Origin of the sequence: Polyangium spumosum (assembly GCF_009649845.1) — a bacterium.
Classification (GTDB): Bacteria; Myxococcota_A; Polyangia; order Polyangiales; family Polyangiaceae; genus Polyangium; species Polyangium spumosum.
Genome location: NZ_WJIE01000009.1, coordinates 222,937 through 235,212 on the forward strand (window position 1 = coordinate 222,937; position 12,276 = coordinate 235,212).

The 12,276-nt window shown below is 70.1% G+C and carries 10 protein-coding genes; 7 read left to right on the forward strand and 3 right to left on the reverse strand.

Annotation, left to right across the window (positions count from 1 at the left end; all coding sequences use genetic code 11):
* Window positions 1-84 precede the first annotated feature (84 nt).
* Window positions 85-1,200 carry a hypothetical protein gene (locus tag GF068_RS28805; protein ID WP_153822698.1) on the reverse strand — a complete coding sequence of 372 codons (1,116 nt, stop codon included), beginning with the start codon at window positions 1,198-1,200 and terminating at the stop codon, window positions 85-87.
* 14 nt (window positions 1,201-1,214) lie between these two features.
* Complete coding sequence (locus GF068_RS28810; RefSeq protein ID WP_153822699.1) at window positions 1,215-1,946, reverse strand: hypothetical protein; 732 nt, start codon at window positions 1,944-1,946, stop codon at window positions 1,215-1,217.
* A 254-nt stretch (window positions 1,947-2,200) separates the two neighbouring features.
* Here GF068_RS28810 and GF068_RS28815 point away from each other — a divergent pair, with 254 nt between their 5' ends.
* The 6 genes from GF068_RS28815 to GF068_RS28840 all read left to right on the forward strand — a co-directional run bounded on the left by GF068_RS28815 (window position 2,201) and on the right by GF068_RS28840 (window position 7,725).
* Window positions 2,201-3,100 (forward strand): RNA polymerase sigma factor, encoded by a 900-nt coding sequence (locus GF068_RS28815; RefSeq protein ID WP_153822700.1) that lies wholly within the window; start codon window positions 2,201-2,203, stop codon window positions 3,098-3,100.
* Between the two features lie 34 nt (window positions 3,101-3,134).
* Window positions 3,135-4,358, forward strand: a complete 1,224-nt coding sequence (locus tag GF068_RS28820) for a hypothetical protein (protein ID WP_153822701.1) — start codon at window positions 3,135-3,137, stop codon at window positions 4,356-4,358.
* A gap of 62 nt (window positions 4,359-4,420) precedes the next feature.
* Window positions 4,421-5,557 (forward strand): hypothetical protein, encoded by a 1,137-nt coding sequence (locus GF068_RS28825; protein ID WP_153822702.1) that lies wholly within the window; start codon window positions 4,421-4,423, stop codon window positions 5,555-5,557.
* A 290-nt stretch (window positions 5,558-5,847) separates the two neighbouring features.
* Window positions 5,848-6,462, forward strand: a complete 615-nt coding sequence (locus GF068_RS28830) for a hypothetical protein (RefSeq protein WP_153822703.1) — start codon at window positions 5,848-5,850, stop codon at window positions 6,460-6,462.
* A 122-nt stretch (window positions 6,463-6,584) separates the two neighbouring features.
* Window positions 6,585-7,442 (forward strand): DUF6748 domain-containing protein, encoded by an 858-nt coding sequence (locus GF068_RS28835; protein WP_153822704.1) that lies wholly within the window; start codon window positions 6,585-6,587, stop codon window positions 7,440-7,442.
* A gap of 67 nt (window positions 7,443-7,509) precedes the next feature.
* Window positions 7,510-7,725 carry a hypothetical protein gene (locus GF068_RS28840; protein WP_153822705.1) on the forward strand — a complete coding sequence of 72 codons (216 nt, stop codon included), beginning with the start codon at window positions 7,510-7,512 and terminating at the stop codon, window positions 7,723-7,725.
* A gap of 157 nt (window positions 7,726-7,882) precedes the next feature.
* Here the strand turns inward: GF068_RS28840 and GF068_RS28845 are convergent, their stop codons facing one another.
* Complete coding sequence (locus GF068_RS28845; RefSeq protein ID WP_153822706.1) at window positions 7,883-11,617, reverse strand: serine/threonine-protein kinase; 3,735 nt, start codon at window positions 11,615-11,617, stop codon at window positions 7,883-7,885.
* A gap of 109 nt (window positions 11,618-11,726) precedes the next feature.
* On the opposite strand from GF068_RS28845, the gene GF068_RS28850 reads away from it, so the two are divergent.
* On the forward strand, window positions 11,727-12,275 hold the full coding sequence (locus GF068_RS28850) for a GNAT family N-acetyltransferase (protein ID WP_338046610.1): 549 nt from the start codon (window positions 11,727-11,729) through the stop codon (window positions 12,273-12,275).
* The last annotated feature ends 1 nt before the right edge of the window (window position 12,276 follow it).

Genomic DNA, 12,276 nt, shown 5'->3' on the forward strand with positions numbered 1-12,276 from the left:
CGGGGACGGTAACCGAGGGAACGGGGAGGATGTCAAGGAGATTCGTAAGGGAGGGACCTGGGGGGCTCGTGGTGCATGCAGGGGCTACCCTCCTTTGTGCCCGTCCTCTGCTTCTTTGGCGCCCGCGCGTTTGGCCATGAGCTTGTCCCGGAGCGCGTGCAGCTCCTCGAGCTGGCGCTTGAGCTCCACGCGGGTGGGCCCCGGGGGTTGCAAGGGTTTCTTGGGCGCCTGGAGCTTGCGCTCGATCTCGGCGATCCACGGCTCGACCACGGCGAGGCCTGCCTCGGGCTCGTTGTTCACGAGGCAGGTCTGCACGTACATCCCCCTATGCACCCAGCCCTCCCCGTCGCTGATGAAGCCCGACCGGACGAGCGCGTCCCAGCCCTCACGCCATGCAGCGAACGGCGCGCCGAGCGTGTCCGCCGCCATGAAGATCGATTCGGCGGTCGCTGCCCTCATCGCAAACAAACACACCTCGAACACTTTGCCTTCGCCCGCGCGCGCCGTGAATTCCGCCTCGACCCGTCGGTAGTCGGCCGCGACGTCGGCAAAGCTCCGATCCTTTGATTTCGCAAACGTGTTGTACACGGCGCGGCGCGCGCGCACGAACTCATCCCAGAGCGCGCCTTCCTGTTCTTCCTCTGGCGTTGGAGGCGTGCCCTGCTGCGCCTCGTCCCCGCGGCGGGTCTCTTGCCACGGGACGACCTCGCCCCGTTTTTGCGCCTCGAGCACGGCCCGAAGGTTCCCCAGTTGCTCGAGCTCGTTCTCGTAAAAGTGCGGGGGGAACTCCGTCCCCGTACCCCTCGTGTCTTCGAGCAAGCGCTCGAGCTTGTCGAGCAGCGGATCGAGCACCACGAGCCCTTCGTCGGGCCTCTCGTCATACGCGCAGCCATCCGCGTAAAACCAGGACATCGAGCACTCGCGGTCGATGCCCGAGAAGCCGAGGCGAACCAGATCGTTCCAGGCCTCGCGAAAGACCTCGAAAGGGGGACGCTTGTGATGGGCTAGCATCAAGATGTGTTCAGCGATGCGACGCCTCATCTCGAGCAACAAAAATTCGTCTTCGCCAGCGCGCTCGACGAACTCGGCTTCGAGCTTGCGGAAGTCACGGGTGGCCTCCGCGAAGGTCCGGCTCGACTTCACCGACTCCACCAGGAGCTTGCCGTTCGCCTTCGCGAATGCGAGCTCATCCCTTTCCATTTCTCCGCCGTGCTTCAGTCGTCCCATTCGCTATGCCCCCGATACAAACACGATTGTCCCGTGCCGATTTGCTTTGGCCAGTGGCCATTCTTGCACATTGTATGACATGTACCGCAAAGGGTTTCGCCCCGATGATTGCCATCCTCGTCCCCTGTTTTGTCATCCATGCACATGTCATAATGCGTCGTACAGCTCCGCCGCTTCCTCCTCTTCGCAAACGCCTCCGCCGCCCCCGCCGCGACCGTCGCCGTGACCGTCACGCCGACGGCGATGGCGAAGGCTTCGATGATCACCTCGGTGAAGACGACCGTGACGACCACGACGACGGTCACCACCTCCCCGATCGCCCCCCGATCCGGCAATGCTCGCCCGTCCGCCGACGCGGACGTTCGCAGCATGCGCCGCTCGAGGACATCCGCGGGCAGCGTCATCCCTCGCAGGGCGATCCGCATGCAAATGCCCACGTCCGGATTGGGCTGGCCCGTCGTCTCCACCTCCACCACGCGCCCTTCCTGGTCGACCTTCACCGAAGCGTCCAGCGTGTAGTGTTCGGGCTTGATCGTGCCGCGGAGCTCATCCACGCATTCGCGGAGGCGCTCCGCGGTGGATTCAGGGATGCGCGGGCGGTCGTCGGGCACGGTAGGCCGGTAAATCGTGGCCGAGGAGCAGCCGAGCGGGAGGAGCGAGAGCGTCAGGCAACCAAGAAGGGCCAGGGAGAGGAGGGGGCGCCAGCGCGGACGTCTCATTGCTGGATGGAAGCAGAAACACCGAGCGCCTGTCAACGCAGCGTGTGTCGGCCGCCTTCGACGAGGCCCCGCCGCGCCATCGATGACCCCTCATCCGCGAGGAGCGGCGACGCCGCAGACCCGAGTCTTGCTGGACGAGCGCTCGCCATGGTAGACAACGCCTCGACGTGACGCGTTTCTCGGGGGCCGGAGGAAATCGACACGCGGCGGTCGATTTCCGCGAACCAAATCCTGCGCTCGGCCATGAGGCGCGCATGGAGCGTGCTGCCAATCTTCCCAAGCTGCTGGACGAACTACTTGCCGTTTGCCCTGAACTCGCTCGTTTCGTAGGCCGGCGGCGACGAGGCCCGAAAGCAGAAGACCGATTCCAGGAGGTCATGGCGCGGGCGTTTGCCCGCCTCCCCTCCTACGTGCCCCATGAGGACGGCATTCGTCCTTGGACGTTCGGCATCGCGAAAAACGTCGAGCGCGAGGCGCTTCGCGCAGAGCGGCACGAGCGGCGCCTGTTCTCCGCGGACACGAACGACGCCGAGCCGGCGGCGGGCCGCGGGCGGACGCCCGAGGAAGACGCCTTTCTCGCCGAAGCCCGAACCAAGCTCACGGAGGCGATGTCCAGCATGCCGGAGCGATACCTCGTGGTGTTCGTGCTCGTCGACCTCATGGACGTGCCGTACGAGGAGGCCGCGAAGCGGCTGCGGATCCCGATCGGCACCGTGAAGTCGAGGCGTTCGGCCGCCATCGACCACCTTCGTTACCACCTCGGGGAACGCGAGGACTGGATTGGCGCGCTGTTCCTGCGGCTCCGCCGTGCACGAGCAATACGCGGCGCGTACGAGTGGGCGTATCAGGCCGTGCACGTGTGCGGCCCGATCATCTTTGCGATTGCCAGCATGCATGGCCCGGAGCCGGAGCAGGCTGCCGCGCGGGCCCACTTCGCGGGCGCTGTGCGCGCGCTGGCAGGGCTCGTGACGGACGTGGCGCCCGTCGTGCCCGACGAGGTCACACCCGCGTCCGCGCCGTCGCACGAAGAGCCGCGGAGCGCATCACCTCCCCCCGCTCGCCCGCGCACGCGGCACGCACCGGACGCCGCGGACGAAGGCGAGAGCAAGCCCTCGGAGCGATCGACGACGCGGGGGGGAGGTTGGTCCCTGTAGAACCGCTCGCAGGGATGCGCTAGGATCCAGGCGTATGCGTCGCTTTGTCGCTGTGTTTTTGATGGTCGTCGGCCTCGCTGCACCCGCAATGGCACAGGCCGACGAAGAGGCCGACGAGACGGAGGAGAATGACGAGGAGCAGCGGTTCCAGGCGTTCGCAGCGCTGGGAGACCGCGAGGCCGCCGCGGGCCGGCGTCGCGCGGCGGTCGCGGCCTACCGGCGAGCCTTGAGCGTCCGCCCGGATCCGCTCATCGCCGGGCGGCTCGGGGTGCTCCTCGTGAAGCTCGGCAAGCCCGAGCAAGCGGCCGATCATCTGCTCGACGCGATCCAGCTCGCGGTGAAAGCATCACCCGCCGAGCGCCAGCGGTTCTTCGACGCGCACGAGGTCGCGCGGAACGCGGGCGCCTGGATCGAGGTACTCCTCTCGCACACGGGCGTACGCGTGACCCTCGACGGGAAGCCGTCGAACCTCGCCGGCCGCTCCTCTTACTTCACCTTCATGCGCGCCGGGGAGCATGAGCTGCGCGCGAAGCTCGACGGGTACGAGGAGGCGATCGTCACGTTCACGGTCGAGAAGAGGCAGGACAAGCAGCTCCCGATCACGTTGAAGCCGCTGCCCGTGCCGGACGTGCCCGCGCCCGCGGTGTACGAACCGGAGAAGGACCCGCCGAAGGTGGAGCGGGCCGTGGCCGTAGGCGACACGAAGCTCCCGAAGCAGGAGGACCCGTGGGGGTACGAGGAGCCGCGGCCCGCGGAGAAGTCCGAGGAAAAACGCTGGTCGATTGGAGGTGGGCCGGTCGTCGTGTTTGGCGTGGCGTCGTGGATGCCGGCCGTGGGGTTGGGCGTGGGCGCGAGTCTGCGGCCGAGCGAGTACGTCTCGCTCGGTCTCGAAGGACGGGCGGCGTGGCTGACCTCGGGCGTGGGCGGCGAGCCGATCAGCGCGATGACGGCGGGCGGGATCGTGAGCGCGTGTGGACACTATCGCTGGGCTTTCGGGTGCGCGATCGGGCATTTCGGGGTGATCTCCGTCTCGTTTTCCGGAGATACGTTCACACCTCGAACCGAGCACTTTGTCAAACCCGGCGTAGGCGGGCGCCTCGGAGCGAGGTTTGTCCTCACGCGTTCCTTCGCTGTACAGGGGGCCGTGGACTTGTTAGGTTTGTCTAGCGGCGTGCTGGTCGGCGTCGGGAAGCGTGTTGTCTCGGAGACGCCTCCCCTGATGGTTGCCAGCTCGATCGTCGGATCATGGGAGTTCTGATCATGCGAAGTTCGTTTCATCTGTTGTCCATGTTCGTCGTTGGGTTGGCATCCGCATGCAGCGTGCCGCCCGAATCAACGTGGAGCGATTGTGCTCCGGATGCTCGTCGGCCGTCGAAAGAGTGCCTCGCCGAGCTGGACGCGGGCACCGACGCGAGCGAGACGAGCAGCGACGCGAGCGACGACGCGGCGGATGGAGAGACGCAAGCCGCCACCTGCCCGGGCCGTTGCGTGCCCGAGCCGAGCAGCGAGTCGGCCGGGGATTGGCCGCGCACGCCGATGCTCCTCTGGTATGGGCCGCGGGAGCTCGCTCCCGCGAACTGCGACGAGGCGCGCAAGCTGGGCGGTTATGGCGAGGACGTGGAGTTCTTCGAGAAGTACCGCCGCTTCGCCTTCCTCGACGCGCCACCTGCGGCGTGTGAGTGCACCTGCCCAGACTCCGAAGGCACGTGCACCGGGCTGCCCGAGACGATCGAGGTCCGCGCCGGCACGTGCGCGGAGAACGGAGCCCCCGCGCTCCCTTTTGGCGGACCCGTCGGCTGGGACGGCTCGTGCACGAGCACGAACGCCCTGCCGGCGGGGGCTGATTGTGGCGGTGAGCCTTGCGCGCAGTCCGTCTTCACCTCGCCGCTCCCTGGGCCGACGAGCGAGGCGTGCCCGACGATAACGAAGCCGGCCGCGCTCACCAAGTCAACGGATTGGCTCTGGATGGGCCTCGCCTGCGAGGCGAAGGAGCGCGAAGGGAGATGCGAGACGGCCACGCGCCGATGTATGTACGACCTGCCGTACCCGTTTCTCCAGTGCGTCGCGCTCAGGGGGATACACGCCACGTGCCCCGGCAACTACGACCGGTATGACCCCATTTACCTCTACGGCGAGGTGCCGAACGACACGCGCGGCTGCGCGGCGTGCGAGTGCGGCGGTAACCCGGTCGGGAGCGCCTGCGCCGCAAAGATGCGGCTCTACAGCGATGGGGCGTGTGCGTTGGAGGCCGACAAGAACGGGTTGTCGTCGCTCGTTGATCAGTGCATCAACGTGGCCCCACCCGGGCAAGCGCTCGGGAGCAAGGCCATCACGGACCTCGCCTACGTGCCCGGCCTCTGCCTCGCGACGGGCGGGGAGCCCACGGGCGCGGCCTCGGAAGACCCCGCCGACGCCGTGACGTTCTGCTGCCTCTCGCCGCTCGAGTTCGCCGAGTAGGCGAAGCTCCCATCTTTTTCGGAAAATCAGCGAACAAAATGCAAGCTCCCGACAAGGGCGTGGGCGAGGGGTGCGGCTCGCTGTTGCCCCTCCTGCCCGAGCCGAACGCGGTTCTCCTGGCCTCGTGAACGAAACCGCGCCGCGTTCGGCTTCGGGCGGACTCTTCGCTCGACGACCCGTAGAAGAGGGCGATGGGGGCGGCGCACGTCTGGGCAAGCACCTCTCGCCTCCATCGTCCTCTTCTGCGGGCCGGTGACTTTCTGGAGGTACGCATGAGCGCCGCACCGAACATGGACGACGATGACGTGACGACGACCGTGATGGATCGCGCGGCGTTGCCCCCGGCGAGCGGAACGCGCGTCTCCGTGGCGCATTCCGAGCCGCCCCGGGATACGTTCGTGGATCCACCCTCGCCGTGGACCCGTGTCCGAACCGCCGTTGGCGCCGCGTTTCGGCGTGTCCGTGAGGGATTCCGTAGGTCACGCCTCTCCGATCGTCTGCCGCCACTCCCTCCCCCACGCTCCATCACGGCGACCCGTGTATCCCCGGGAGGCGTCGGCCACGACGAGCGCGGCGAGCAGCTCCTCCTCGACATCGTGCGCGCAGCGCGGCCCTATCAGGAGGCCGCGCTCTACGTCGTCAACTACGCCGTCGCTCTCAGGAACCTGGGGGACGACGCGCACGCCGAGGGGCTCGTGCACTTCGCGCTGGCTCGCATGCGCGCGGATGCCGGGGGGTTCGTAGCCATTGCGCGCCTGCGAGACAGGCTTCCGGAGCTGTCGTCCGCGGGGGCGCTCGTGCCCGCGCTAGGCCGTCTAGAGGCGGCCGGCATCGTCACACTCACGGCGACGACGGAGAGCGGATCGCCCCGGATCGAGCGCGTACAGCTCCGGGTCCCCCTTTGATCCACCTGCGGCCCGTCGCCGTCCATTCCAGCCAGACGGAAACGACGAAAAAGCAGCCGAATCGTCTTTTTCTGCCGCGCCACGGCACCCCATTTGCTGGGGAGCGGGCCGAGGAGGTCTCCGTGTCACCCCACCGCACCCTCACCGCTGCCTGTCTTGCAATCGCGCCGCTCTTTGCAGGTTGTCTCGGCTCTGACGCCTCCACCGAGGCCCTGGAGATCACCGCGGAGCACGAGGTCGATCTCTCCTTCTCCACCTATTACACCGCCAGGCGCGACGTACGCCGCTGCGCCTATCCCCAATGTGGCGGCTTCTTCATCTCCGCCGTCAATCAGGAGAAGACGACGTGCGCCGACGGCACCACCGCCGAGGAGTGTTACGTCGCCGATCTCCAGTTCTCCAGCCTCCTCCGCCTCGCGGGCGTCGAGGGGGTCGTCCGCGAATCCATCGGATTGCAGCGAGAAACGACGCGCGCCGTCCTCTACGGCGACCTCTTCCCGGGCACGAGCGGCCTCGGCACGCTCTCGTTGCGGTTTGCCTGGGTCGCCCTCGAGACGGCCGAGCTCAAAGGGTCGTTTTATCGCGTATTGCACAACGGCGTCGTCTGCGTCGCCGCGCCCTGCCCGAGCTTCGACCAGGAATACCTCAATTCGGGCACCGCGCGGACGTTCCACGAGGTGCACCTCCGCGAGATCCCCGGCGCCGGTCGGGACGAATTCGACTCCGGCACCGCCCTCTTCTCGTCCCTCGGCATGATCCTGACCGGACAAAACGTCGTGATCGAGGACTACGGACCGGCCGGGGACGCCGTCGTCTTCCGGGCGAACCAGGGATTCCTCCCGGTCATCATGCCCTCCATCCGCGGCCTCCGCGCCCCCGCCGAGCCGCCGGTCTTCGACCGCGGCTTCCGCAGCGGAATCGAGGGCGGCGAGGGCGGCGAGGGCGGGAGCGGGGGCATCCGGAACACGAGCACGCAGTGACGTCCACGATGGCCATTGCCCCGCGGCCCACGACGGGGCACCATCCCCGCGGGACGAGGAGGTGGCCATGGACATCGAATGGCGGACGGACGTGGACCCCGCCACGCGGCGCGAGATCGAGGCGCTCGTCGCCTCCCAGCACACGCTCGAAGACGTGGTCCGCTGGGGCCTCTCGCTCGCGCCCCCGCGCCTGATCGCGGACGTGGTCGTTCAGGACGAATACAACCACGACGTCGTCCTCGAACATCCGGCCGGCGTCTTTCTCGTCTACGACACCACCTGACTGGGCGGATTGACGGCGGTCGCCGTCTGGGACCACAAACCCTCCGCAGCAGAGATGCTCGAAGCGCGCCTCGCGCGTGGCTGGACCCCCACGCCCACCGCCACGCGGGACGGCCCCGTCATCCTCGGGTATGCCGCGTGCGCCGCGCCTCGTCGCTCTACGCCGCCCCGAGCAACGTGAGCACGGCCGTCTCGCCGAACTGCTCCCGCGCCAGCCGGGCGGCCTCCGCGTTCGACGGCACCTCGCGCAAGAGGCGCGTTTGTCCCTCCGGATCACGCACGTCCGCGCACTGCTCGCCGAGCAGCCCGAGCGCCGCGCGGAGCTCGTCCTCGAACGCGCCGACCTCGCCCGCGGCCCGCAGCGCCTCCGCCGCCGCGAGGCGCAGGTCCACCTCGATCGCGCCCACGCCGCCCGCCGCGCGCACCTCCACGAGCGCCGCGCGCGCGAGCGAGAGCGACTCCGCCCCCCGCCCGAGCCGCGTGAGGGCGCGGATCCGCGTCGCCGTCAGCGACAGGCGCCGGAGCCGCATCGGATCGACGAGCGCGAGCCCCCTGTCGACCTCCACGAGCGCCCGCGCCGCGTCGCCCTCCACGAGCGCCACCCGCGCCGCGATCCCCCACGCGAGCGCCACGTCGAACGGGTTGAGCCCCGCCTCCGCCACGAGCGCCTCCGCGAGCGCGCGCGCCTCCTTTTGCGCCTCCGGCGTCGACTGCTCGGCCAGGAACAAAGCACGCGAGAGCCGCACCGCGGCCTTCGTGCGCCTGTCATCGAGCTCGATCGCGAGCGCCTCCGCCTCCACGAGCCGCGCGAGGGCCGCCTCGTGCTCCCCGAGCGCCACGAGCGCCTCGCCCGCGCGCGCCGCGCAGACCACCTGCATCCGCGCGTCCCCCGCGGCCTCGAACGCGCGCATCGCGTCCTCGATCCGCTCGAGCTGCGCGAGCGGATCGTGCTTCGCGCTCCGACCGTACTCGTACGCCGCGAGCCGCGCCCAGCCGTGCGCGCTCGGATCCACCGCGCCCGTCTGCTCCAGCGTCTCACGCATCCGCGCGAGCACCCGGCTCGACGCGCCCCGATCGAGCCGCACCGCGAGCAGGCAAAGCAGCCGCCCGAGGCACTCGGCGTAGGCCCCCAGCGCCTCGAGATCCGGCGAGAGCGCGAGCAGCTCGTCGAGGTGACCCGCGAAGGCCTCCACGCCCGCCCCGAGCCCCGCGAGGGTACAGACGAGCCCGAGCACCCGGCAAAACCACGTCGAGCCCTCCGGCAGGAGCGGCAGCGCCTCCGTCCCCCTCCGGCGCGCCTCGTCCCAGGCCCCGTTCCAGTACAGGACGGAGCACGCCATGCCACGCACGAGCCCGAGCTCGGCCCCCTCCGCGCCGAGCTCCTCGGCCTTCGCCGCGTGCAGGCGTGTCCCTTCGAGGTCGTTCCTTTCGAACGCCTCGCGCGCCGCTCGCACGTGCAGCACCCGCGCGCGCGCCGCGTCGCCGCCGCGTCGCCAGTGGTCGGCGAGGCTCTGCGCGTCGCTCTCGCCCGCGGCCTCCAGGAACAGCGCCGCGCGCGCGTGCCCCAGCGCGAGCTCCTCCTCGCCGAGCAGCCCGTACGCCGCCTCCCGCACGAGCACGTGCCGGAAGACGTACTCCACGTCCCCCGCGAGCCTGCTCGTCCGTTGCTTCTCCAGAAGCTCCGCCCGCGTCAGCGCCGCGAGCGCCTGATCCACCGACGCCTCGTGCCCCTGCCGATCCATCAGCGCCACGACGCCGCCGCGCCAGAAGCGCGCGCCGAAGAGGCTCGCCGCCACGAGCGCCCGGCGCGCCTCCGGCCCGAGCCTGCCGAGCCGCGCTTGCAGCATCACCAGGAGCGTCGCCGGCGGCGCGCCCTCCTCGCCGCCCGTCGCCCGCGCCGCCCGCGCGAGCTCCTCCAGGAACAGCGGGTTTCCCGCGGCGCGCTCCACGATCCGCTCCACCACCACGTCGCTCGCGCCCTGCCCGAGCGCCGCCCGCGCGAGCTCCTCGGCGTCGCGGCGCACGAGCGGCGACAGCACCATCCGCTCCGCCCGATCGCCCCAGAGCCGCGGGTAGACGTCCTCGAGGTCCGGCCGCGCCAGCGCGAGCACGAAGAGCGGCTGGTCCGACAGCTCCACGAGCGCGCGCTCCACGAGCCGCACGCTCGGCGCGTCGCCGTGGTGCACGTCCTCCAGCGCCAGCACCACCGGCCGCTCCGCGCATACGCCGCGCAGGTCGTCGAGCAACACGCGCTCGAGCTGCGCGCGTGTCGCCGCGCGCCCCTCGCTCGTCGTGAGCTCGGCGAGCCCGCGCCCCCGGAGCGCGTCCGCCAGCATCGTGTAGGCCGGCGCTCCCAGCGGATCGCTGTGACCCACGAGGAAAAGCACGCCGTCCTCGCGCGCCTCGAGCCTCGCGCGGAGCTCCTGCAAGAGCCGCGACTTGCCCATGCCCGGCGGCGCCACCACCACGACCGCCCGCGCGAGGGGCTCCTCCCGCGTCGCCTCGAACGCGCGCAGCAAGAGGTCGAGCTCGCGCTTTCGCCCGACGAACGGCAGGGTTTCTCCGGGCCGGACTGCCCGCGTGAGCTCCTCGCCGGCGAGCAGGATCCGCCCGCCCTCGCGCGCCGTCGGGAACCGCCCTCCGACGAGCCCCGCCGTCACGGCGTCGACGATCACCACCCCACGCGGCGTGTCCTCCGCCGCGAGGGCCTCCGCCGCTTGATCCACGGCGCGCCCGATCGGCTGCTCCCCCGAGACGAACGCGGGCCCCGTCGCGAGCGCGATCGTCGCCCCTGGGGCGGCGGCCCGGATCACGAGCGCCGCGCGCGTGGCCGCCGTCGCTTGGTCCGTCGCGTCCCCGCCGAAACGCGCGAACGCCGCGACGAGGGTCCCGTCGGGCCTCTGGCCGCGCGAAAACGCCCCGTTTCGCGCGAGGATCGCCCCGATCTCCTCGGCGCCCGCGCCCTCCGGGAGCGAGAGCACGAGCACGCTCGAGAGCTCCTGCACGTCCCGCGCGAGGGTCGGGTAAAACGCCCCCTTGTGCGCCTCCAGATCGAGGTGCTCGGCGAGCCCTTCGAGGAGCGAGGCCGCGCTCGCCGGCCGCTCGGCCGGGTCTTTCCGCAGCAAGCTCTGCACGAGCGCCGCGACGGGCGGCGGCACCCCCGGGCGCGACGACAGGAGGCTCGGCGCCTCCGCGCTCAGGATCTTCGACATCACCAGCACCGGGTCCGTCGCGACGAACGGCGTCCGACCCGCGAGGCACTCGAACAGGATGCAGCCGAGCGAGAACATGTCCGAGGCCGGACCGACGGGCTCTTCGCTGCCCACCTGCTCGGGCGACATGTACTCGGGCGTCCCGATCGGCCGACCCGCCGCGGTGATACCCGTCGACGAGCCCATCGGCCGCGCGATGCCGAGGTCCACGATCGTCGCCTGGTCGATGTCTCCGCCGCGGAGGAGCACGTTCGAGGGTTTGAGGTCCCTGTGGACGATGCTCCTCGCGTGCAACGCGGCGAGCCCTTCGGTGATGCGCCGGAGCAGCAGCAAGGCCTCGCCCGTCGAGAGTGGCCCGCGCGCGAGCCGCTTTGCGAGGTCCTCGCCCTCCAGCCATTGCATCGCCAAAAAGTGCCGACCGTCCTCGTTCTGTCCGTGCGCCACGTACGAGACGACACGCGGATGCCGGATCAGGGACAGAATTCGTGCTTCCCGCGCGAAGCGCTCGGCGTCGACGGACGTCGCGTCCGTATGCAGGAGCTTCAGCGCGACCTCTTCGCCGGTCTCCTGATCACGCGCCCGGTAGACCTCGCCCATGCCGCCGCGGCCGGCGAGCGAGCGGACCACGAACCGCCGCGCGATCAGCGTTCCGGCGGGCAGGGGCTTGCTCCTCGGGGCCATGCGCGACCATTGGTTTCATACCCGGGCGCGCCTGCTGTCAAGCGCTTCGCCGCAGCGCGTCGGCCTTTGGCGCTTGCGAGAGCGTCGAAGCTTTGAGAAATTCATCGGCGTGTCGTGCCCCAAGCTCATCACCGAGCGCCTCGAGCTGGTCCCCATGTCGGTGGAGGTCGTCGAGGCCGTGCTCGATGGGCGCCGCAGCGATACCGAGGCGCTCCTCGGCGCGAAGATGCCAAACGCGTGGCCGGGCCGCGCGCTCGTCGAGCGGGCGTTCCTGGCGCGGCTCGACGCGGTCCGCGCCGATCCCGAGCATCGGCTCTGGGGTGATCGTGTGGCCCTGTCGCGCGAGGCTGCCCGGCGGGTCATCGGCAGCGTGGTATTTCACGGGGGGCCGGACGAGACCGGCCTCGTCGAGGTGGCCTACGGCATCGAGGAGGAATCGCAGCAGCAGGGCTTCGGCTTCGAGGCCGTGAGCGCGTCGGTGGCCTGGGCGCTCGCCGAGCCGCGCGTGCGCGCCGTGCGGGCCTCCACGTTCACCTGGCACCTCGCGTCTCGCCGCATCCTCGAGAAGCTCGGCTTCCGCGTGGTCGCCACGGAGGACGATCTGCTCGGCGAAATGCTCAAGTACGAGGTCGCCCCGAGCGCGTTCCGTCTTCGCTGAC